We start from the raw sequence: 21,881 nt of genomic DNA on the forward strand, positions 1-21,881 counted from the left end.
ACGGTCGCCATGGATGCCGACGTCATCGTCGTCGGAGCAGGACTCGCGGGCCTGGTCGCCGCGAGCGAACTGACCAGCCGGGGCCGCAGGGTCGCGCTGGTGGACCAGGAGAACGCCGCCAACCTCGGCGGACAGGCCTTCTGGTCCTTCGGCGGGCTCTTCCTCGTCGACTCCCCGGAGCAGCGGCGCCTGGGCATCAAGGACTCCCTCGACCTGGCCTGGAACGACTGGCAGGGCAGCGCCCAGTTCGACCGCGTGGACGACGAGGACTCGTGGGCGGTGCGCTGGGCGCGCGCGTACGTGGAGTTCGCCGCCGGTGAGAAGCGGACCTGGCTGGACACGCACGGCATCAAGTTCCTGCCCACGGTCGGCTGGGCCGAGCGCGGCGACCTGCGTGCCGACGGTCACGGCAACTCGGTGCCCCGGTTCCACATCGCTTGGGGCACCGGCACGGGGGTCGTGGAGCCCTTCGTCCGGTACGCCAAGCAGGCCGCGCGCGACGGGCTGCTCACCTTCTACCACCGGCACCAGGTCGACGCGCTCGTCATAGCGGAGGGCGCGGTACGCGGAGTGCGCGGCACCGTTCTGGCAGACGACAACTCTCCGCGGGGCGTCGCCTCCAACCGTGACCGGGCCGGCGAGTTCGAGCTGACCGCCCAGGCCGTCGTCGTCACCAGCGGCGGCATCGGCGCCAACCACGACATCGTCCGCCGCTACTGGCCCGAGCGCCTCGGCACCCCGCCCACCGAGATGGTCACCGGTGTCCCCGCCTACGTCGACGGCCGGATGCTCGACATCAGCGCGGAGGCGGGCGTACGGCTGGTCAACCGCGACCGGATGTGGCACTACACCGAGGGCCTGCAGAACTGGGACCCGATCTGGCCCGGCCACGGCATCCGCATCCTGCCCGGACCGTCCTCCATGTGGTTCGACGCCCTCGGCCGCCGGCTGCCCGACCCGTGCCTGCCGGGCTACGACACCCTGGGTACCCTCAAGCACCTGCGCACGGACGCGGACATCGCCGGCCACGACCACTCCTGGTTCATCCTCAGCCAGAAGATCATCGAGAAGGAGTTCGCGCTGTCGGGCTCCGAGCAGAACCCCGACATCACCGCCAAGGACCGCGCCGGGTTCCTGAAGGAGCGGGTGCTCGGCAAGGGCGCCCCGGGGCCGGTGGCGGCGTTCGTGCGCAACGGCGCGGACTTCGTGACCGCGCCGAACCTGGAGCAGCTGGTCGAGAAGATGAACCAGTTGACGGACAAGCCGCTGCTCGACGCGGAGGGCGTCCGGCGCCAGATCGAGGCCCGTGACCTGCAGATCGCGAACCCCTACAGCAAGGACGCCCAGGTGCAGGGCATCCGCAACGCCCGCCGCTATGTCGGCGACCGCCTCGGCCGCGTCGCCACCCCGCACCGCATCCTCGACCCCGCGGCCGGCCCGCTGATCGGCGTCAAGCTGCACATCCTGACCCGCAAGACCCTCGGCGGCATCCAGACCGACCTCGACTCCCGCGCGCTCGGAGCCGACGGGACGCCCATCGACGGCCTGTACGCGGCCGGCGAGGTCGCCGGCTTCGGCGGTGGTGGCGTCCACGGCTACAACGCCCTGGAGGGCACCTTCCTCGGCGGCTGCCTCTTCTCGGGCCGCACGGCGGGACGGGCCGCGGCGCGGCAGACGGCCTGACGGCGGCGTACGGCCCGTCTCCTCACGCCTGGAGGAGACGGGCCAGTACGGCGGCGTGGCTCTGCTCGGGAGTCTTCGACGAGGTCAGCAGGGTCACGGCGCCCTTGTCCGCCAACTTCCGTACCTGGTCGAGGAGCCCGGCCGCCTCCGGAGCGGCCAGCTCTGCCTCGTAGCGGTCGGCGAACTCTTCGTACGACCCTTCACCCGCGTGATACCAGCGGCGCAGCTCGGTCGACGGGGTGAGTCCCTTGGGCCACTCGTCGACGTGGGCCGCGTCCTTCGACAGACCGCGCGGCCACAGCCGGTCGACCAGGACACGCACGCCGTCCTCGGGTTCGGGGGCTTCGTAGACGCGACGGATGCGAACGCTCATGCCGGGCCTTTCTCGGACGCTCGCGCTCGGATGCAAGCCCCTCGGATGCGCGTGGCGACCCGCCGAAACCGACGGATCCTTACAAGTTCCTTACAAGTGTCGGTCAAGGACGATGCATGATGACGCACAAGTCCCGTGTCGCCCTGCTGGTCGCCTCCCTGCTGCTGACCGGCTGCGGCGCCGGTGCCACTGTGACGCCGGATGAGGAGCCCGCCGTCACCCGGGCCCCCAAGCCCGCCCACGCCGCCGAAGCCGCCGCCCGAGCCGCCACCGAGGCCGCCGCCCGAGCCGCCGCGCGGAAGCTGCCCGGACTGGGCCCGGTGACCTGGGCCAGGGTGCCGTCCGAGACCCGGCAGGCCGTTGTCGTGACCGGACGCGGCAGGGACTCCTCGTACTCCACCGCCGTCCTGTACGAGCGCACTGACACCGGCTGGAGGGCGGGCAGCAGCTGGCCCGCTCGCAACGCCTTGCGCGGCTGGACCGACAACCACCTTGCCGGCGACCTGCGCTCACCCATCGGGGTCTACACACTGACGGACGCCGGGGGCCTGCTCGATGACCCCGGGACCAGGCTGTCGTACCACTACAGCGACGGATTCACCGCCAGCGGTACCGGCTTCGAGGGCGAACCTCTCGCCGGTTCCTTCGACTATGTGATCGCCATCGACTACAACCGCAGGACGGGCACCTCGCCCCTCGACCGGGTCCGCCCGCTCGGCACCGGGCTCGGCGGCGGCATCTGGCTCCACGTGGACCACGAAGCACCCACCCAGGCCTGCGTCAGTCTCGCGCGGGAGCACATGAGGCAGCTGCTGCTGGCGCTGGATCCCGAGCGGCGTCCCGTCATCATCATGGGCGACGCCGAGTCGTTGGCCCGCTGACGTCCCCCGAACGGCTCAGGGTCCCACCAGCGAACTCGCCGAGTGGCGCGAGCGGTTGATCCATGGATCATCCGGCCCGCTGCCGCAACGCCCTTCGCTCGGCTTCGCTCTTGCCACCCCAGATCCCGATGAACTGGTCCATGTCGAGCGCCCAGCGCAGACACTCCTCCCGGACGGAGCAGCGCCGGCAGACGGCCTTCGCCTGCTCCGTCTGCAGCAGGGTCGGTCCGGACGTGCCGATCGGGAAGAAGAGGTCCGGGTCCTCATGGCGGCAGGCGCCGTGCCCTCGCCAGTCGTCCATCAAAGTCACCTGCGATCGTCGACGTGCCCTCGGTGGAGCATTACTCGTATGCGAGTCGCCTGTCGATGCGTGAGTGAAACCCGGTTGGACACCGGCGGATCCAGTCACTGTTCGCGCATGCCCCACGGGGAGCCGTAGGCGGTCAGCAGGTCCAGGAAGGGGCGGGCCGGGAAGGCCTCCGGGCCCAGCACGCCCGCGCCCGACCAGGCACCGGTGGCGAGGAGTTCGAGGGCGACGACCGGGTTGATGGCGGTCTGCCACACCACGGCCTGGCTGCCGTACTCCGCCATGGACCACTGGTTGTCGACCACGTGGTAGAGGTACACCTCACGCGGCTTGCCGTCCTTGACGCCCCGTACCCAGGTGCCCGCGCAGGTCTTGCCGTGCATCCGCTCGCCCAGCGTCGCCGGGTCCGGCAGACACGCGGCGACGACGTCCCGGGGAGAGACCGCCACCGGCCCGGAGGCGCTCGGCACGGTCACCGGCTCGGTGCTGTCCAGGCCCAGCAGGTGCAGCGTCTTCAGCGTGCCGATGAACTCCTCGCCCAGGCCGTACTTGAAGGTCACCCGGCGTGCGTCGATCCAGCGCGGCATCAGGAGCACCTCCTCGTGCTCCACGTTCACGCACTCGACCGGGCCGATGCCCTCGGGGAAGTCGAACACCTCGGGCTCACTGAACGGCTCGGTGGTGAACCAGCCGCGGCCGGCCTCGTGGACGACCGGCGGGTTGAGGCACTCCTCGATAGTCGTCCAGATGCTGAAGGACGGCGCGAAGTCATAGCCGTCCACGGTGAGGTTCGCGCCGTCGCGGACGCCGATCTCCTCGATCTCGTCGAACAGTTCGTCGGCCGCGTGCCGGGCGAACACATCCGACAGGCCCGGTTCCACGCCCATGCCGACGAGGGCCAGCGCGCCGGCCTTCTCCCAGTCGGCGGCCGCCTCGAACTGGGCGTCGCCCAGCTTCACCCCGCACTCCTCGTACGGCCGATCCGGGTGCGGCCGTGACAGCGACATCGCCATGTCGACATAGGTGGCCCCGGCCGTGCGGGCGGCGCCGAAGAGCGGCATCACGAACCGCGGGTCGGTGGCGTTGAGCAGCACGTCGCACCCGTGCTGCTCCAGCAGTGCGGCAACCGCCGCCTCGTCGTTCGCGTCGACGCGCTCCGGCCGGAACCGGGCGTCGCCGCCGAGGGCCGCCACGGCCGCCTCGGCGCGCGCAGGGTCGTAGTCGGCGACCACCATCGCCTCGAAGAACGGACGCCGGGCGGCGATCCGGGTGATGGCGGTACCCACCCCGCCGGCACCCACGAGCAGTACACGCATGACAAGACTCCCTCGGCTTGAAGGTCTACGACGTGATGGGGCCCCGCGAGAGATACAACGCGGTCCGTTCACGTAAGGTCAATGGCGTTGGCATAAGGCGGAGTGTGCGGCATGGACTGCGGCACAGGGACGGAGAGCATGGTGCCGAAACCGGTCGTTCCGGAGGAGAAACGGCGCCGACGCCGTCCCACGAAAAGCGGCATGGTGCTCTCCGAGCGGCTCATCGTCGAGACGGCCCTGCGCATGCTGCGCGAACACGGCAGCGCCGGCCTCACCGCCCGCCGCCTGGGGCTGGCCCTCGACGCGGACCCGAGCACGCTGTACCGCTACTTCCGCGGCATGGACGATCTGACCCTCGCCATCGGCGACGCCCTCATGGGCCAGGCGCTGGAGGGCTGGGAGCGGGCGGGGGAGTGGCGGGAGGACCTGCGGGCTGTCGGGCTGCGCATCCACGCCGCGTACGTGGCCCATCCGCAGGCCGCCGCGCTGACGACCAGCCGGGTCACCGGCCGTGCCAACGAGCTCGCCGCCGACGAGGCGGTGCTGGACGTCCTGCGGACCGCCGGCTTCTCGCTGCCGGACACCGTGCGCATCTACCACGCCTTCATCGACCAGGCGCTGGCGTTCGCGGCGCTCGACGCCGCGTCGTTGGCTCTGCCGAGTGACTCGCTGCGTTCGGACGAGAGCATGTGGCGGTCGACGTATGCGCGATTGCCCCGGGCCACCCATCCTCGGATCGCCGAGGCGGCGCCTTTGCTGGCCAACCGGATGGTGACCAGCGCGTATCCGACGGCGCTGGAGATGCTCTTGACGAGCGCGGCGGCGGAGTTGGCGACGATGTAGGGGTTTGAAGGTTGTAGGGCTGTGAAGGTGGTGCCGCGATACGCCGTTGTTCGGGTGCGGCGCCGTTGGGGCCGGTCGCGCAGTTCCCCGCGTCCCTCGGAGGCGTGACAGAACCGTCGGTGACAAGTCGCCCGGCCTGCTCAGCCGCGCAGGGCCTCCTCCGCCGTTGCCGTCACCGCATCCGTGACCGCCGCCAGCGCCGGTGAGTCCAGTTTCCACTGCTGCCAGTACAGCGGGACGTCGAGAGGCCGGTCCGGGGCCAGGTGCACGAGGCGGCCGGCTTCGAGGAGGGGTTCCGCCTGGACCTCGGGGAGCAGGCCCCAGCCCAGTCCGGCGACCACAGCCGACAGGAAGCCCTCGGAGGTGGGGACGTAGTGCCGTAGGCCACTCGCGCCCGTGCGGGTGTGCCGCAGCCTGCGGACGAACGCGTCCTCGAGATCGTCACTGCGGTCGAAGGACATCACCGGCGCCCGCATGAGCGCGTCCCCGAGCGAGCCGCCGAGATGCCGCTCGGCGAACTCCGGGCTCGCCGCCGCCAGATAGCGCATCCGGCCCAGCGGCCGTACGGAACACCCGGCCACGGGATCCGGCGAGGAGGTCACCGCGGCCATCACCAGGCCCTCCCGCAGCAGCATCGCGGTACGGCTCTCGTCCTCGCGGCGCAGCTCGAAGCAGAGTTGTGGCTCCTCCGGGACCCGGGTCAGCGCCGCCAGGAACCACGTCGCCAGCGAGTCGGCGTTGACCGCGATCGACACCTGGGTCGCCTCCCCGGCGCCGCTCATGCCGAGCTCGGCCCGCGCGTCCCGCTCCAGCCGGGCCAGCTGACGGGCGAACCGGACGACGACCGAGCCCGACTCCGTCGGCCGCACCGGTTTCGTGCGCACCAGCAGCACCCGCCCCGTGCGCTGCTCCAGGGCCTTCACCCGCTGACTCACCGCGGACGGCGTCACATGCAGCGCCGCGGCGGCCGCGTCGAAGGTGCCCTCGTCGACCACGGCGAGCAGGGTCCGCACCTGGTCGAGGGGAAGCTCGGTCAGCTCGGTCTTCACGAGAGCTAATGATACGTAAGAATCTTTAGCTGTACGTAAAGAGATCGCTTCCCTAGCGTCAATGGCATGACAAACGCCTTGACCACCGCGGCCGCCGGATTCGGCACCGGCCTCTCACTGATCGTCGCCATCGGCGCCCAGAACGCCTTCGTGCTGCGCCAGGGAATCCGCCGCGACGCGGTCCTCGCCGTCGTCGGCATCTGCGCCCTGTCCGACGCACTCCTGATCACCCTGGGCGTGGCAGGCGTCGGCGCGGTGGTCGTGGCCTGGCCCGGGGTGCTCACGGCGGTCGCCTGGGTCGGCGGGGTGTATCTGCTCGGCTACGGCGCCCTCGCCGCCCGCCGCGCCCTCAAGCCGGGTGGCGCCCTGCTCGCGGACGGCGAGGCGGTGCGGTCACGGCGGCGGGCGGTGCTGACCTGCCTCGCGATGACGTGGCTCAACCCGCACGTCTACCTCGACACCGTCTTCCTGCTCGGCACGGTCGCCGCCGACCAAGGGCCGATGCGCTGGACGTTCGGCCTCGGCGCCGTAGTCGCCAGCCTGTGCTGGTTCGCGGCGCTGGGCTTCGGGGCCCGCCTGCTGAGCCGCCACCTTGCGAAGCCCGTCGCGTGGCGCGTGCTGGACGGACTGGTCGCCGTGACGATGGTCGTCCTGGGGGTCTCCCTCATCTCCGGGGGCGGCGGCGCCTGATCCGTCCTCCGAACACCCGCCCGGTGCTGCGATAGTGATCCCCGACGAGAAAGATGTAACGAGCATCCAGGAAGCGCGTGGACACCAGCGAGAGCAGCACCGAACCACAGGAGAAGGACCCGTCCGCGGTGATACCCGCGCGGCGCGGCCGGCGACGCTGGGCCATGGACACCCGGCCCCTGCGCCGCCCGGCCTACCGCCGCCTGTGGTCCTCGACCATCGTCACGGCCGTCGGCAGCCAGCTCACCGCTGTCGCCGTGCCCAAGCAGATCTACGACATCACCGGCTCCTCGGCCTGGGTGGGCGCCGCGAGTCTCGCCGGGCTGCTGCCGCTGGTGGTGTTCGCGCTGTGGGGTGGGGCCATCGCCGACAGCATGGACCGGCGCAAGCTGCTGCTGATCACCAACAGCGGCATCGCGGTCACCTCGGTGCTGTTCTGGCTCCAGGCCGTCACCGGCCTCGCGTCGGTGGCCGTGCTGATGGTGCTGCTCGCCGTGCAACAGGCGTTCTGGGGGCTCAACGCCCCGGCCCGCAGCGCCTCCATCGCCCGCCTGGTGCCCGCCGACGAACTGCCCGCGGCGAACGCCCTCGGCTCGACGGTCATGCAGACGGGCCAGGTGGCCGGACCGCTGCTGGCAGGCGTGCTCATCCCCGTGATCGGCCTGGCCGAGCTGTACCTCATCGACGCGCTGGCCCTGTGCGTCACCGTCTGGGCCGTCGTACGGCTGCCCGCGCTGCCGCCCTCGGCCGGCACCACCCAACGCCGCGCTGGCCTACGGGAGATCGTGGACGGCTTCCGGTACATGGCCCTGCACAAGGTGCTGTTGCTGTCGTTCCTGGCCGACATCATCGCCATGGTCTTCGGTATGCCCCGCGCCCTGTTCCCGCAACTCGCGAGCCAGACCTACGGGTCGTACGGCGAAGGGCTCGCTCTCGGCCTGCTGTTCGCGGCGATTCCCATCGGTGCCGTGCTGGGCGGACTGTTCTCCGGCACGTTCTCCCGGGCCCGCCGGCACGGCTGGATGGTGATCGGCGCGGTCGTCGCCTGGGGCGCCGCCATCACCGGATTCGGACTGAGCGGCAGCCTGTGGCTCGCGGTGGTGTTCCTGGCCCTGGCGGGGGTCGCCGACATGGTCTCGATGGTCTTCCGCGGGTCGATCCTGCTGTCCGCCGCCAGCGACGAGATGCGCGGCCGGATGCAAGGCGTCTTCACGGTGGTCGTGGCGGGCGGCCCGCGCCTCGCCGACGTGCTGCACGGCACGGCGGGGTCATCCTTCGGCGCGCGCACGGCGACCGTGGGCGGCGGACTGCTCGTCGTCGTCGCGATGCTGGGCCTCGCCGCGGCGGTGCCCGCCCTGCGCCGCTACCGGGTCTGAAGGTCAGAGCGCGCTGCGCCGATGCTGCCCGTACTGCTCCATGAGCCTGCCCCGGGTCATCTCCAGCCGGTGCGCGAGGATTTCGGCGACGTGCCGGATCAGGGACATTCCGAGCGCCGGTTCCGCCTCGCACAGCCGGAGCACCGCCTCGGCCTCGAACTCGTAGGCGCGCACGGGGCTGAAGGCCTCCGCGCCGAAGTCCCACTGGTACGGCGGGAACAGCCAGGACCAGCCGAGCAGATCACCCGCGCCGAGGCTGGCCACGGTGACCCGCTGCACGGAGGTCACGCGCTGGTCGAGGGAGACGGCGCCGGAGCGGATGACCCAGAAGCGGTCGGCCGTGCCGCCCGCCTCGAAGATCCGGGCGTCCTCCGGGAAGGAGACCTCCCGGGCGAGCGCCATCAGATGCTGGCGCTGAGGCGGCGGAAGGGCGGTCAGCAGTTTGATCGCTTTGGTCATGACGCGGGGCTCCTCACCGACGACTGAGGTTCCGGTGCTTCCCTGCGTCCATTTCAGCCGCTACCGACGTCGTGAGCACCTCGGCGGAGCGTGGTTTCGGTTCTGGCCGGGAATCCTCGCGGGCCGGGGGCGCTCGCGGCATTAAAAAGCCCTGGCTGGACGGGGGAGACCAGCCAGGGCCGTATTTGGTGGTGCAGGGGGGACGATTGCGGTCTGCCCGCGGTCTACCCCGAGACCACTTATGAATGAACCGTAAACCATCTCGGCGGATTCCGCGCACCCGAGACCGGGGTAAGTGACCGGTTTCACTCGCCCTCCGCCACCATCCTGACCGTCTCCAGTCGAGGATCGCTCGGATCCAGGACGGGGGCCCGGGTGCGATCGGCCGTCATGCGCCCTCGGGTGCCCACCGGGGGCGCTGCCAATCGGCGGCGCCGGTCAGCCGTCCTCGGCGTGCGAGCCGGGGGAGAGGAACTCGTCCAGCACGTTGATCACGGTCTCGTAGGCGATCACCCGCACGTCGGCGTCCCGGGCTGCCGCGGGGTCGGCATGCTCCAGCTCGTTGCTGCGGGCCTGCCAGACCCGCTCCTCCCGCCGGGCATAGGCCCTGGCACGCTGCATGCGCCTCAGCAGTTCGTCTGAGTCCACGACATCGGTCATGACTTCCGCGTACCCCGGTATCGCCGGGACGTGCCCCGATCCCCGGTATCGCGGGGAAGCCGTCAGCCGTCCGATGCCTTCACGGGCACGCCCAGGGGGCGGGCCAGACCGGACACGGCCTCGTCGAGGCGTTGCAGATGGCGCAGGACACGGTCGGTGACGCGGCCGTAGCGCGGTGCGCCGGGGACGGTCCGGCCCAGGAGCGAGGCGATGCTCGGGCCGGTCTCGATGCCGGCCGTGGAGAGCTCGTCGGTGACATGCGCGGCGATCGCCTCGATGTTGTGCGCGATGCGCCCCGCCGCTCGCCGCAGCCGGGGATCCGCCGCGATCGAGGGATGGGTGGGCAACAGCTCGGCAGTCGCCGCCAGCGAACGCGCGTGATAGGCGCAGGTCTCCAGCAGCGCGACGACGTAGCGGGCGGTCTCCTTGCGGGCCCGCAACGGCGTCACCGGATGCGTGAGCGGCTGCACGGCGGCCCGCAGGTCGGCGAGCGCCTGGTCCAGTTCGCGCGCCTGGTCGAGCAGCTCGACGGGCGGTCCGCCACTGAGCTGGTCGACGGAACTGCGGGTGACCTCGCCGAGCCGTTCCAGCACGGTGGCGAGCAGTTCGTTCGTACGGCGGTCCGTCTGCACCGGCAGGATCAGGGCGGCCGCGATCACCCCGCAGGCCGCGCCGAGCGCGGTCTCCTCGATGCGCAGCACCAGCACCGAGAGGCTGTAGGTCTGCAGCAGGGTGTACAGGAGTCCGAGCGCCGCGGTGACGAAGAAGGACGACAGCGTGTATGACAGCGGTGCCGAGTAGAACATCGCGAAGACGAACAGCAGCACCAGCGCGAACGCCGTCCAGGTGTGACTGCCTACGGCACCCGCCAGCAGGATGCCGGCCAGGACGCCGAGCACCGTGCCCAGCAGACGGCGGTAGCCCTTGACCAGGATCTCGCCCGTGGAGGCGGTGTTGAGGAACACGATCCAGCAGGTCAGCACCGCCCAGTACCAGCGATCGTGGGACAGCAGCTCACCGCCGACGATGGCCAGCGTCGACCCCACGGCCACCTGCACGGCGGCACGCGTCGTGGGGCGCCGCAGCCCGCTGGGCTCCTCCGACGGGGTCTCCTCCCCGGCGTCGAGCACGGCGTCCTCCGCGTCCAGCTCCTCGCGTGAGCGCGCCGTGGCCGGGCTGTCGTCCGACTCGTCCGGAGCCCCGCCCAGGGCGATCCGCAGCCCGAGGACCGCGCGGGCGGCCTCGCCGACGGCGCGGAAGGCATCCTGCACGGCGGGGGAGGCGTCGGGCAGGTTCTCCTCGTCGCGGTAGGCGAGGAGCCGGTTGCGGACCTGGGCCAGCGCCGTGCCGGAGGCCTGGCCGACGGGGTGCAGGACGAGCAGGCGCAGGGCTTCGAGGTCACGGCGCAGCGTGACGGTCGCCTCCTCCCGAACGGGATGCCGGCTGCCCGACGGGACGGGGGCGCCCGGCAGATGCATGGCCAGGGTGTCGGCGCGTTCGGCGCCGCGTGCCGCGAGCAGGGAGAGCCCCAGGCGCTCGGCCGCGATCTCGGCGTCCGCGACGCGTCGTTGGACGAGCCGGGCCATCGCCTCGTCGGCGGTTCCCTCCTCCAGCCGGCCCTGGATCAGCAGCGCCGTCTCGTGCAGGCGCGCGGTGCCCTCGCGTACGTGCTCCAGGGCCCGGTCCGCTTCCTCCGGGCCGGCGCCGAGCAGCTCGAGCTGTGCCGACAGCAGCTGGGCCAGTCGGGCGCGGAAGGCGCTGCGCAGCCGTTCGAGCACCCCCGTCGGTGTCTCGGGGACGAGCACGAACCGCACCAGCGCGCTGCACGCGAAGGCCATGGCGACCGCGCCGTACAGCGCGGGCAGGCCGGAGACGGTGGCGCCGACGAAGAGGGACATGAAGTAGGTCTGGAAGCCGATCAGACCGAGCGCGGTGCCACGGTCGCCGAACCTGCGCCCGTAGACGGCACAGAAGATGAGCGCCACGAAGGCCAGGTCGCCGGCCACGACATGACGGTGCAGCAGTGCCGCCAGGGTCATCGAGGCCAGCGCCACCGGGAGGCCCAGGGCGAGGGTGAGAGCCTGCGGCCCGCGCTGTTTCTCCCGGATGGCGAAGGTGGCGACCATCGCCGCCAGCGCGCCCGTCACCAGGTGCGTCACATCGGCGCCCAGCAGGGCGAGCACGGCGACCGCGAGGGCGATCGCACCCGCCGTGCGCAGCCCCGCGGCCAGCCGCAGCAGCCCGGGGTCCGACGCCGCGACACGGTCCCGCACGCGCGCCCGGACCGGCCCTCCCGCTGACCTCACGCCGACGTACTCTCTCCCGCTCTGTGTTGGGTCACACCGCGAACCGAAGGCTCTCAGCCGGGGCCCTCACCTCACTCGGCCGTTCCCTCGGGCGCCTCGGATCCGCCCTTCCCGGCCACGCGGTCGCGCAACTGCTCCGGTGTCAGGTAGGCGTGGATGAACTCGAAGTCCCTCAGTTTGGCCGGCCTGCGGGCCTGGAACCCTGTCCGCACGAAATCGTCTCCGGCGACGGCGTTGAGCAGCCAGTTCGTCATGACGCGTGTCTTGGCGACATTGGTGCGCAGCGCCGACCAGTGGTAGCCGCGGGCGACGGCCATCGCCGGCAGACCCTTCAGCTCGACGCCGAGGGGCTTGGAGACGGCGTCGCGGCCGCCGAGGTCGACGACCAGGCCGAGGTCCTTGTGCTCGTACGGCCGCAGCGGCTGGTTGCGCAGGGACGCGATGACGTTGTCGGCCACGACCTTGCCCTGGCGCATGGCGTGCTGCGCGGTGGGCGGGCAGACGGCGCCCTTCTCTCCCTTGGCGACATCGGGTACGGCGGCGGCGTCGCCGAGTGCGAACACACCGTCGTCGCCGGGCAGTTTCATCTCCGCGGTGACCGCGAGCCGGCCCCGGACCGTGTCCGCGCCCAACGTGCCGATCAGCGGGCTGGCGACCACTCCGGCGGTCCAGATCAGGGTCCGGGTGGGGACCACCCGGCCGTCGGTGAAGGTGACCTCCTCGGGGCCCGCCTTGGCGATGGACACGCCCAGCGAGATGTCGACGCCGCGCCTGCGCAGGATCTTCTGCGCCGCGGAGCCCAGCTTCTCGCCCAGTTCGGGCATCAGCCTCGGCGCGATGTCGATCAGATGCCACTTGATCAGGTGCGGGTCGAGCCGCGGATAGCGCTTGACCGCGTTGTGCGTCAGCATCTGCAGGCAGGCGGCGGTCTCGGTGCCCGCGTAGCCGCCGCCGACCACCACGAACTGCAGCCGGGCGGCGCGCTCGGCCGGGTCCTGGCTGGCGTCGGCGAGGTCCAGCTGGGAGATGACGTGGTCGCGCAGGTAGGCGGCCTCCGCCAGCGTCTTCATGCCGTACGCGTGGTCGGTGAGCCCGGGGATGTCGAAGGTGCGGGTGACGCTGCCGGGGGCCAGCACGATGTAGTCGTACGGCTCGTTGACGATCCGGTCGGTGATGGTGCGGATGACGCAGACCTTGGCCGCGAGGTCCACACCGATCGCACCGCCCGGAATGATCCGGGTGCGGTACCTGCGGCTGCGGCGCAGGGACACGGCGATCGACTGGGGCGTCAGGACGCCGGAGGCGACCTGGGGCAGAAGTGGCAGGTAGAGCTGGTAGGAGGACGGCGTCACCAAGGTGATCTCGGCCTCGTCGGCGGAGAGTTTGCGTTCGAGCCGGCGAACGCAGCCGACTCCGGCGAAGCCTGCGCCAACCACCAGGATCCTGGGTCGTGTCACGGTGATCTTCCCTTCTGCGGCTCCAGGCGGTCTGCCTCGACGTCGTTCGCCTGCCCCTGAATCGCGGCTTCGCACGCCTCGATCCCACCGCGCCACCGGCCGTTCCGCCAGCCGGGTGCGGCAGGCAGATGAACCCGTCGTCAGCCACCTTGCCCCAACCGGCGCGGGGGCACACCGGTTCGGGTGTGAAAGACGTGTCCGCTCGATCTCTTGACGACGGATTGGTCTGAACCTAACGTCCGTCTCGATCGTCCATGTCAGGGACCATAGTTCATGTATGTGACCGTGCGCGTCGCCATGTGCGTGGTCAGATGCGGGACGTGCGGTCCACCCCCCATCCGACAGGAGGCAGGATGCTCGTACGCCTGCGCACCCTCACCGTCACCACGGCGCTGTGCGCCACATCTTTGCTCGCCGCCCCGCACGCGTTCGCCGAAGTCGAGCCCGGCGGCTGGCAGTCGGTGTCACCGAGCCACACCGTGCAGGAACGGGGCTGCGGCCAGGTCGACGGCCTGACGTTCCGGCTCACCTGCTCCACCGCGAGCGGCGACCAACGGGCTGAACGACGCTACGCCACCTACACCGGCGGCACCCGCCAGTTCGAGGGCTACTTCCGCATCACCAGCCTCAGCGGCACCCGGATCAGCCTCAAGCAGACCTTCAACGAGTCCGGCTCCGGCCCGTACTTCATGCTCGCCGTCGAGCGCGGCGGCCGGCTGTACGCGGTGCACGGCGGCGCCACGCTGTCCAACGCCGGGACCGTCGGCGCGACGGTCCGCGTGAACACGGTCCACCAGGTCGGCGTCGAGCACCGCACCTACATCAACGGCTCGCTCAAGCACTCGTACGGCAGCCCCGGCGGCAGCTTCTACGACAAGTTCGGCGCCTACCGCACCAACAGCGGCAGCGGGCAGGCCACCGTGGAGTGGAGCAACGTCCGCTTCTGGCGCAAGTAGCGGCTGCCGTATGCGAGGAAAGGCGCGCATCGCGGCGTCGGCAGCGCTGATCCTGGCGCTGCCGGCCTGCTCGGCCGACAGCGCGGACGCCGACAGGCCACTGCGAGGTGTCCTCACGACACCCACGGACATCGACCTCGACTGGACGGACGACCGGCCGGGAGTCGCGGGCCACCTGCTGGAGTTCGCGACCGAGGAAACGGGCCCCTACACCGTCCTGGACTACCTGCCCCGGCAGGTGTCGGACTACCGGCACCCCGACCTCATGCCGCACACCACGTTCCACTACCGCCTGCGGACCTACCGGGGCCCCGTCTACCGTCCGACGCGCGCCGAACTGCCGGACGGCATCCGCTTCACCTGGACCGACGGGTCCTCGGACGAGGACGGATTCCTCCTGGAGATGCGCGAGAAGAACAGCACCGGCTACGAACCGGTCGCCGTCGTCGATCCGGACGTCACCGCCACGACCCTGGTCACCCTGCCCGGCGAGAAGAACGCCACCTTCCGGATCCGCGCCTTCGTCCTCGGCGAGCAGTCGAATGTCGTACGCCTCACCACGGGCGAGTAAGTGCGCTCAGCCGAAGACGTTGTCCGCGTCGTCCCAGTGCGGCGGCTCGTCCACCAGGTGATCTCGCGGCACCCGTGCACTCGCCTGGTACATCGCGTCGATCTGGAGGGCGTAGTGCTGCACGATGGCGTCCCGGCGCAGCTTCATCGACGGCGTCAGCAGGCCGCTGGCCACGTCGAACGGCGCCGGCAGCACCCGGAACACGCGGATGGATTCCGCGCGCGACACCGCGCTGTTCGCGGCGGCCACGGCCCGGCCGATCTCCTCCCGCAACGCGTTCTCCTCGCGCGCCTCCCGGATCCGCGCGTCACTGCGCAGCGTGAGTGATTCCCGCCAGTAGGACAGAAAGTCGGGGTCCAGGGTGATCAGGGCCCCGATACAGGGCCGGTTGTCGCCCACGATCACCGCCTGGTGGATCATCGGATGCATCCTCAGGCGCTGCTCCAGGAGCGCCGGGGAGACGCTCTTGCCGCCGCTCGTGATGATGACGTCCTTCTTGCGTCCGGTGATCGTCAGATAACCGTCGGAGTCCAGCCGCCCGAGGTCCCCGGTGGCCAGCCAGCCGCCGCGCAGCGCCGCCCGTGTCGCGGCCTCGTCGTTCACATAGCCCTGGAACACCGACGGCCCGCGCACGAGGATCTCCCCGTCGTCGGCCACCCGGATGTCCATCCCCGGCAGTGCCTTCCCGACCGTGCCCGACAGCTCAAGGCCCAGCGGTGGTGCCGTGACCCCGCCGCAGGTCTCGGTGAGACCGTAGGCGTCGTTCACGTAGATGCCGATGCCCTCGTAGAACAGGGACAGTTCACGGTTCAGGGACGAGCCGGCGGACGTCGCCCGGCATACCCTGCCGCCCAGCGCGGCCCGCAGCTTGCGGTACACCGTGCGTTCGTACAGGGCGTGTTGCAGCCGCAGATCGTAACGGGGCCCGGGCCCGCCGCCCAGCCGCTGCCGTTCCAGCGCCGCCGCGAAGTCCCGCGCGGTGTCCGCGGCCCGCTCGAACAGCGCGCCACGGCCGGCCTGCTGGGCCGTGCGCAGGAAGTTCTTGTAGATCTTCTCGAAGATCGACGGTACGGCGCACAGATAGGTCGGCCGGAAGGTGCGCAGCGCCGCCGACAACGCCTCCCCGTTCAGCTCGGGTTCGTGGCCCATCAGCATGCCGCCTCGGATGGCCAGCCCCTGCACCACCAGGCCGTACACATGCGAGAAGGGCAGGAAGGCGAGAACCGACGCCTGCCGCTCGCCGGGCGGGATCACGGTGTGGCCCCAGCCCGCGAGGAGGGTGTCGCAGGTGCTCGCCAGACCGCGGTGGCTCAGCGCGCAGCCCAGCGGGTGACCCGTGGTGCCGGAGGTGTAGACGACGGCCGCCGTGGAGTCGGGCAGCACGATTCGGCGCAGTGACTCGACCGTGGTGAACGGGACGAACTCGCCGCGCTCCACGAGCTGCTGAAGCCCCCCGGCGTCCAGCTGCCACACATGGCGCAGCATCGGCAGCGATCCGCACACGGAACCCACCGTCATGATGGCCTGCTCGTCCTCGACCACCACGGCCACGCATTCGGCGTCCCGCAGGATCCACTCGACCTGGTCGCGCGACGACGTCGGATAGATCGGCACGACCTCGGCGCCCACCGCCCACAGGGCGTAGCAGAACACCGTCCACTCGTACCGGGTGCGGGCCATGACGGCCACACGGTGGCCCGGTGAGATCCCGGACGCGATCAGCCCCTTGGCCAGATCGCCCACTTCGTCGCGCAGTTCCACGGCGGTCACCTCCTCCCACGTGGTGGAGGAGGGATCGGGGTGGCGCGCGAGCACCGGCAATGTCGGATCGAGAGCCGCCATCTCGAAGACGCTGTCGGCGAGCCCGCCGGTCAACGGCGTGACGGTCGGGGGAGCGAGGCCGAGGTCGCGCATGCGCTGCTCCTGATGTGTACCGGGTGTGACATCACCGATGAGTTCCGTTATCGGCGGTGCCCGAATCTAGCCCAGCTGAGAGCGCGTGGTGTCGAGATCTGACAATTGACCCCGTTCGGTGATCTCAGCCGCGAGGGCAGGGCGACAGCAGCACCGTGGCAAGAGGCGGCAACGTCAGGCTGATGCGGTTGTCCTCCGGCTTCACCGGGTCGGGGTTGACGACGTCGCCGCCGCCGTACCGGGCGGCGTCCGTGTTGAGGGTCTCCTGCCAGGCGATGACGTCGTCCGGCACCCACAGGGCATAGTCGTGACGCACGACGGGGGAGAAGTTGGAGACGGCGAGCAGGGGGCTGCCGTCGGCACCGAACCTCAGGAAGGCGAAGACGTTGTCGTCCGCCGCGTCCCCCAGCACCCACTGGAAGCCGCCGGGGTCGGTGTCGCGCTCCCAGAGAGCCGGCGTCGTCCGGTAGAGCGCGTTGAGGTCACGGACCAGATCCTGGACGCCGCGATGGTCACCCGCGGACGCGTACCCGGGATCCAGCAGCCACCACTCGGGACCGTGCTCCTGGGACCACTCGGCGCCCTGCGCGAACTCCTGGCCCATGAAAAGGAGCTGCTTGCCGGGGTGGGCCCACATGAAGCCCAGGTAGGCGCGGTGGTTGGCGCGTCGCTGCCACCAGTCGCCGGGCATCTTGGAGACCAGCGCCTGCTTGCCGTGCACGACCTCGTCGTGGGAGATCGGCAGGACGTAGTTCTCGCTGTAGGCGTACACCATCGAGAAGGTCATCTCGTTGTGGTGGTACTTGCGGTGCACCGGCTCCTTGGCGATGTACTCCAGGGAGTCGTGCATCCAGCCCATGTTCCACTTCAGCCCGAATCCCAGCCCGCCGCTGTCGGTCGGCCGGGTCACCCCCTCCCATGCGGTCGACTCCTCCGCGATGGTGATGACGCCCGGATTGCGCCGGTACACGGTCGCGTTCATCTCCTGCAGGAACGCCATCGCGGCCAGGTCCTCCCGCCCGCCGAAGGCGTTCGGCGCCCACTGCCCGGACTCCCGTGAGTAGTCGAGGTAGAGCATCGAGGCGACGGCGTCCACCCGGAGCCCGTCGATGTGGAACTCCTCGCACCAGTACGTGGCGTTGGCGACCAGGAAGTTGCGCACCTCGGTGCGTCCGTAGTCGAACTCGTACGTCCCCCAGTCCGGGTGCTCGGCGCGCCGCTCGTCCCCGGGTTCGTACAGCGGTTCCCCGTCGAACCGGCTCAGCGCCCAGTCGTCCTTGGGGAAGTGGGCCGGCACCCAGTCCACGATCACCCCGATGCCGGCCCGGTGCAGGGCGTCCACGAGGTACTTGAAGTCGTCGGGCGTACCGAGCCGCGAGGCCGGCGCGTAGAAGCCGGTGACCTGGTAGCCCCAGGACCCGGCGAAGGGGTGCTGGGCGACCGGCATGAGCTCGACATGGGTGAAGCCGAGGTCGTTGACGTACGCGGGCAGCTGCTCGGCGAGCTGGCGGTACGTCAGTCCCGGGCGCCAGGAGGGCAGGTGCACCTCGTAGACCGAGAAGGGTGCCTGATGCACGGGGACGTCGCCCCGGTGCGCCATCCACTGCGCGTCGCCCCACTCGTGGTGCGAGGCGTGCACGATCGACGCCGTGTCCGGCGGGACCTCCGCACGGCGTGCCATCGGGTCGGCCTTGAGGAACCGGCCGCCGTACCGGGAGGTGATCTCGAACTTGTACCGGGTGCCCTCCCCGATGCCCGGCAGGAACAGCTCCCACACTCCGGACGCTCCGAGGGAGCGCATCGGGAACGCCGTCCCGTCCCAGCAGGTGAAGTCGCCGGCGACCCGCACGCCCTGAGCGTTCGGCGCCCACACGGTGAAGCGGGTGCCCGTCACGCCCTGGTGGGTCATCGGCTCCGCGCCGAGCGCCTTCCACAGTTCCTCGTGCCGTCCCTCCCGGATGAGGTGGAGGTCAAGCTCGCCGAGGGCGGGCAGGAAGTGGTACGGATCGTGGACCTCGCACTCGTCGGACCCGTCCTCGGCGTACGACACCAGCAGCGTGTACGCGGGGATCTCCTTCAGCGGCAGTACGCCGGAGAAGAGACCGCCGCCCTCCGAGACCAGCGCGGTGCGCCTGCCGTCGGCCACCACGCTCACCGCACACGCGAACGGGCGCAGTGCCCGGAAGGCGATCCCGCCCGGGACCGGATGCGCCCCGAGCAGCGCGTGCGGATCGTGGTGGGCGCCCGACAGCAGGCGCTCACGGTCGGCCGGATCGAGTGCGGGCGCGGTGGCGCGCCGGCCCGGTCCGGCCGATTCGGGGCGCGAGGTCTCGTGCAGGGCCATGGGTCAGGCTCCTCTCACGGCGAGGCGTTCGATCGCCGCCATCGGTACGGGCAACCAGTCGGGTCGGTGCCGGGCCTCGTACAGGACCTCGTACACGGCGCGGTCGGTCTCATACGCACGCAGCAAGCCGTGCTTCTTGCGCGGGTCCCAGCCGGCGTGGGCGGCATAGCCCGCGCAGTAGGCCTCCCGGCAGCGGCGCGCCCACTCCGGACGCCATGGACGGCGCTGCCGGGCGGCGTAGTCGAAGGAGCGCAGCATGCCGGCGATGTCCCGCACCGGCGAGTGGACACCGCGCCGCTCGGCGAGCGGGCGGGACGGCTCGCCCTCGAAGTCGATGACGAACCACTCACGGCCCGCCCGCAGCACCTGCCCCAGGTGCAGGTCGCCGTGGATGCGCTGGTCCGGCGGCCCGGGGTCGCAGCTGGCGAGGGCCCCGAAGGCGGTGCGCAGGCCGGGCACGTAGGGCTGCAGAGCGGGGACGAAGTGCGCGGCGATCTCCAGACGCTCGGTCATCGCCGCCGCCATCCCGGCGTTCTCGCCGTGCGCCCGGGACGGGAAGGCCGACTCCAGCGCCAGATGCACCTCCGCCGTAGCCCGCCCCAGTTGGCGGGCCTCCGCCGTGAAGTCGCCGCCGGAGGCCAAGGCGTCCAGGGCCAGCGTCCAGCCGTCGGAGGCGTCACGCAGGAACGGCTGCAGCACGCCGAGCGTGGCCTCCCACGGGTGCGTCGTCCGGAACCAGGCCACGGGGGCCGGGACTCGCCCGCAGCCCTGCTCGGCCAGTGCGCCGGACAGCTCCAGGTCGGGATTGACGCCGGGCTGGATGCGCCGGAACAGCTTGAGGATGAACGTATCGCCGTACACCAGCGAGGAGTTGGACTGCTCGGCGTCCAGCACCCGGGGCACGAGCCCGGCCGGCACCGACACGGACGGGTCCGCCTCGAAGCACAGCGGTCCCGCCGTGCCGGGATGCCGCAGCCGCTCCAGGAGCAGCTGGGCCGAACGGGGGTCCTGCAGCGCGTCGAAGACCGTCAGGCCGGCCAGCGGCCCCTCCTCCGCACGGCCGATCAGCGCACGGCCGAGCCGCGGCGACAGATGCTGGCGTACGCCGAGCAGCAGCTGGTAGCAGTCGCCGGCCGGCGGAGCGCCGCCGGGCGCGGGCACCGCGGAGTGACCGGCGTGCACCAGCAGATGCAGACAGCCCGGGAACAGCTCCGTCATCGACAGCAGCGCGAGGTCCGTGACGGGCCGGTCCTTGCCCGCGAACCAGCGCTGCCGTGGCAGCCACTCGCGCAGCAGTCCGGCGAGCGAGGCCATGGGGCTCGCGTCGACCGTACGGCTCGATCGGGGAGTTGCGGTCTTCTGCATGGTGACCCGTCCTTTCCTCGGCACACGCTCGAAGCTCACGCTCAAAGTCGTCGGCCGATGCGGGATGCGACTCGGGAGAGCCGGAACCAGTAGAAGCCGTGGCCCCCGAGGGTCAGCAGATACGGCAGTTCGCCGATCGCCGGGAAACGGACCCCGCCGAACAGTTCGACCGGATGCCGTCCGGCGAACTCCCGCAGGTCGAGTTCGGTGGGCTGCGCGAAGCGCGCGAAGTTGTTCACGCACAGCACCAGGTCGTCCTCGTATTCCCGCAGGAACGCGAGCACCGCAGGGTTGGAGGACTGGAGTTCGGTGTAGGTGCCGAGTCCGAAGGCCGGGTTCTGCTTGCGGATCTCGATCATGCGACGGGTCCAGTGCAGCAGCGACGACGGCGAGGCCATCGACGCCTCCACGTTCGTCACCTGGTAGCCGTAGACCGGGTCCATGATGGTCGGCAGGCAGAGCTGGCCCGGGTCGCAGGTGGAGAAGCCGGCGTTGCGGTCCGGCGTCCACTGCATCGGGGTGCGTACGGCGTCGCGGTCGCCGAGCCAGATGTTGTCGCCCATGCCGATCTCGTCGCCGTAGTACAGGATCGGGCTACCCGGCAGGGCGAGCAGCAGGGCCGTGAACAGCTCGATCGAGTGCCGGTCGTTGTCGAGGAGCGGGGCGAGCCGCCTGCGGATTCCGATGTTGGCGCGCATGCGGGGGTCCTTGGCGTATTCCGCCCACATGTAGTCGCGTTCCTCGTCGGTGACCATTTCCAGGGTCAGCTCGTCGTGGTTGCGCAGGAAGATGCCCCACTGGCAGCCGGAGGGGATGGCCGGGGTCTTGGCGAGGATTTCCGAGACCGGGTACCTCGACTCCCTTCGCACGGCCATGAAGATCCGCGGCATGACGGGGAAGTGGAAGGCCATGTGGCACTCGTCGCCACCGTTTTGATAGTTGCCGAAGTAGTCGACCACGTCTTCGGGCCACTGGTTCGCTTCGGCCAGCAGCACCGTGTCCGGATACATCGCGTCGATGTCGCGGCGGACACGCCTCAGGAATTCATGAGTGGCGGGAAGGTTCTCGCAGTTCGTGTCCTCCTCCGCGTACAGATACGGCACCGCGTCCAGCCGGAAACCGTCGATTCCCAGGTCCAGCCAGAAGCGCAGGGCGGCCAGGATCTCCTCCTGGACGGCCGGGTTCTCGTAGTTCAGGTCGGGCTGGTGGGAGAAGAAGCGGTGGAAGAAGTACTGTTTGCGGACCGGGTCGAAGGTCCAGTTGGAGGCCTCGGTGTCGACGAAGATGATGCGGGCGTCGGCGTACTGCTTGTCGTCGTCGGCCCACATGTA

19 protein-coding genes are annotated in these 21,881 nt (G+C 70.7%); 7 read left to right on the forward strand and 12 right to left on the reverse strand.

The features are described 5' to 3' along the window. Positions 1-9 precede the first annotated feature (9 nt). A complete protein-coding gene (locus ACWGDB_RS35570) occupies positions 10-1,683 on the forward strand; it encodes an FAD-binding dehydrogenase (RefSeq protein ID WP_453826239.1) in 1,674 nt (557 codons plus the stop codon). Positions 1,684-1,705: 22 nt separating this feature from the next. On the opposite strand, the gene ACWGDB_RS35575 is transcribed toward ACWGDB_RS35570, so the two are convergent. After that, entirely contained in the window at positions 1,706-2,056 is a 351-nt protein-coding gene (locus tag ACWGDB_RS35575; protein WP_453826240.1) for a DUF488 domain-containing protein, read from the reverse strand. Positions 2,057-2,172: 116 nt separating this feature from the next. Between ACWGDB_RS35575 and ACWGDB_RS35580 the strand changes: the two genes are divergently transcribed. Further along, positions 2,173-2,937 (forward strand): hypothetical protein, encoded by a 765-nt coding sequence (locus tag ACWGDB_RS35580; RefSeq protein WP_453826241.1) that lies wholly within the window; start codon positions 2,173-2,175, stop codon positions 2,935-2,937. A 67-nt stretch (positions 2,938-3,004) separates the two neighbouring features. Here ACWGDB_RS35580 and ACWGDB_RS35585 read toward each other — a convergent pair whose 3' ends face one another. Beyond that, positions 3,005-3,238 carry a WhiB family transcriptional regulator gene (locus tag ACWGDB_RS35585; RefSeq protein WP_369269045.1) on the reverse strand — a complete coding sequence of 78 codons (234 nt, stop codon included), beginning with the start codon at positions 3,236-3,238 and terminating at the stop codon, positions 3,005-3,007. Positions 3,239-3,342: 104 nt separating this feature from the next. Then, entirely contained in the window at positions 3,343-4,560 is a 1,218-nt protein-coding gene (locus tag ACWGDB_RS35590) for a saccharopine dehydrogenase family protein (protein WP_453826242.1), read from the reverse strand. A gap of 141 nt (positions 4,561-4,701) precedes the next feature. Between ACWGDB_RS35590 and ACWGDB_RS35595 the strand changes: the two genes are divergently transcribed. Then, entirely contained in the window at positions 4,702-5,403 is a 702-nt protein-coding gene (locus ACWGDB_RS35595) for a TetR/AcrR family transcriptional regulator (RefSeq protein WP_453826257.1), read from the forward strand. A gap of 140 nt (positions 5,404-5,543) precedes the next feature. On the opposite strand, the gene ACWGDB_RS35600 is transcribed toward ACWGDB_RS35595, so the two are convergent. Continuing rightward, on the reverse strand, positions 5,544-6,452 hold the full coding sequence (locus tag ACWGDB_RS35600; protein WP_453826243.1) for a LysR family transcriptional regulator ArgP: 909 nt from the start codon (positions 6,450-6,452) through the stop codon (positions 5,544-5,546). Between the two features lie 66 nt (positions 6,453-6,518). Here ACWGDB_RS35600 and ACWGDB_RS35605 point away from each other — a divergent pair, with 66 nt between their 5' ends. Together ACWGDB_RS35605 and ACWGDB_RS35610 are read left to right on the forward strand one after the other, a co-directional pair. After that, positions 6,519-7,142 carry a LysE/ArgO family amino acid transporter gene (locus ACWGDB_RS35605; protein ID WP_453826244.1) on the forward strand — a complete coding sequence of 208 codons (624 nt, stop codon included), beginning with the start codon at positions 6,519-6,521 and terminating at the stop codon, positions 7,140-7,142. A gap of 77 nt (positions 7,143-7,219) precedes the next feature. Then, on the forward strand, positions 7,220-8,518 hold the full coding sequence (locus ACWGDB_RS35610; RefSeq protein WP_453826245.1) for an MFS transporter: 1,299 nt from the start codon (positions 7,220-7,222) through the stop codon (positions 8,516-8,518). 3 nt (positions 8,519-8,521) lie between these two features. Here ACWGDB_RS35610 and ACWGDB_RS35615 read toward each other — a convergent pair whose 3' ends face one another. From ACWGDB_RS35615 to ACWGDB_RS35630, 4 genes are all read right to left on the reverse strand, one after another. After that, positions 8,522-8,977 (reverse strand): cyclic nucleotide-binding domain-containing protein, encoded by a 456-nt coding sequence (locus ACWGDB_RS35615; RefSeq protein ID WP_453826246.1) that lies wholly within the window; start codon positions 8,975-8,977, stop codon positions 8,522-8,524. 438 nt (positions 8,978-9,415) lie between these two features. Further along, positions 9,416-9,637 (reverse strand): hypothetical protein, encoded by a 222-nt coding sequence (locus ACWGDB_RS35620; protein ID WP_383625626.1) that lies wholly within the window; start codon positions 9,635-9,637, stop codon positions 9,416-9,418. A gap of 62 nt (positions 9,638-9,699) precedes the next feature. Beyond that, entirely contained in the window at positions 9,700-11,943 is a 2,244-nt protein-coding gene (locus ACWGDB_RS35625) for an FUSC family protein (RefSeq protein ID WP_453826247.1), read from the reverse strand. A gap of 71 nt (positions 11,944-12,014) precedes the next feature. Beyond that, entirely contained in the window at positions 12,015-13,406 is a 1,392-nt protein-coding gene (locus tag ACWGDB_RS35630; RefSeq protein ID WP_453826258.1) for an NAD(P)/FAD-dependent oxidoreductase, read from the reverse strand. A gap of 347 nt (positions 13,407-13,753) precedes the next feature. On the opposite strand from ACWGDB_RS35630, the gene ACWGDB_RS35635 reads away from it, so the two are divergent. Continuing rightward, positions 13,754-14,356 (forward strand): hypothetical protein, encoded by a 603-nt coding sequence (locus tag ACWGDB_RS35635; protein ID WP_453826248.1) that lies wholly within the window; start codon positions 13,754-13,756, stop codon positions 14,354-14,356. Between the two features lie 10 nt (positions 14,357-14,366). Next, complete coding sequence (locus ACWGDB_RS35640) at positions 14,367-14,927, forward strand: hypothetical protein (protein WP_453826249.1); 561 nt, start codon at positions 14,367-14,369, stop codon at positions 14,925-14,927. A 6-nt stretch (positions 14,928-14,933) separates the two neighbouring features. Here ACWGDB_RS35640 and ACWGDB_RS35645 read toward each other — a convergent pair whose 3' ends face one another. The 4 genes from ACWGDB_RS35645 to treS all read right to left on the reverse strand — a co-directional run. Continuing rightward, a complete protein-coding gene (locus ACWGDB_RS35645) occupies positions 14,934-16,841 on the reverse strand; it encodes an AMP-dependent synthetase/ligase (RefSeq protein WP_453826250.1) in 1,908 nt (635 codons plus the stop codon). Between the two features lie 124 nt (positions 16,842-16,965). Further along, positions 16,966-19,185 carry a 1,4-alpha-glucan branching enzyme gene (gene glgB, locus ACWGDB_RS35650; protein ID WP_453826251.1) on the reverse strand — a complete coding sequence of 740 codons (2,220 nt, stop codon included), beginning with the start codon at positions 19,183-19,185 and terminating at the stop codon, positions 16,966-16,968. A 3-nt stretch (positions 19,186-19,188) separates the two neighbouring features. Then, entirely contained in the window at positions 19,189-20,550 is a 1,362-nt protein-coding gene (locus ACWGDB_RS35655; RefSeq protein WP_453826252.1) for a maltokinase N-terminal cap-like domain-containing protein, read from the reverse strand. Positions 20,551-20,591: 41 nt separating this feature from the next. After that, the coding region (gene treS / locus ACWGDB_RS35660; RefSeq protein ID WP_453826253.1) for a maltose alpha-D-glucosyltransferase at positions 20,592-21,881 on the reverse strand (1,290 nt) is incomplete at its 5' end.

Source organism: Streptomyces sp. NPDC055013, assembly GCF_053608645.1.